This window comes from Neptunicoccus sediminis, assembly GCF_001719615.1.
Taxonomy (GTDB): domain Bacteria; phylum Pseudomonadota; class Alphaproteobacteria; order Rhodobacterales; family Rhodobacteraceae; genus Amylibacter; species Amylibacter sediminis.
Genome location: NZ_MDVX01000061.1, coordinates 1 through 488, shown reverse-complemented (window position 1 = coordinate 488; position 488 = coordinate 1). Strand labels below are relative to the sequence as shown.

Genomic DNA, 488 nt, shown 5'->3' with positions numbered 1-488 from the left:
AGCCCGCGAGCGAGGCTTTCGACAGGCGTACGAGCCCGCCGGTTTCCTCGATACGGTAGCAGCGGCGCTTTTGCCGCCCCCGCCTGTAGTGGGTCGCGGTGACGATCTGGCAGGTGCTGCCATCGGTGAGCGTCACAGGGGCCGCGATCCTGATCTTGTCGCCTTCCTCGTAGTCCGGGATCGAAGCCCAATCCCGGCAGCGCTGGCGCCAGTCCTGCGCGTAGCTGTCCGGGTTTTTCAGGTTGGAGAGAAGCTCGATCAACCCAAGGGGGGCACGCGACTCGTTGGGGCCAGCGCTTTCCTCCATATCCTTGTAGCCCCAGCAGCCGTCATCGTATCGGGTGAGGAAGACAGCCCCGAAAGTGATGGAGCCATCCGGATCGGTCACATAGGTCGCGTCTTCGACAGCGGTGCCGTCGAGATTGGTGACCCTTGCCGCCGCATACCAGGTGGAGGCGACCTTGCAGGCCTTGACCAGTTCGGTTTTG

1 protein-coding gene is annotated in these 488 nt (G+C 63.5%); it reads right to left on the bottom strand.

Annotated features, from left to right (window positions below; all coding sequences use genetic code 11):
- Positions 1 to 488 (bottom strand): DUF6927 domain-containing protein (locus BFV97_RS18190; protein ID WP_069301770.1); only part of this gene is annotated, 488 nt, incomplete at both ends.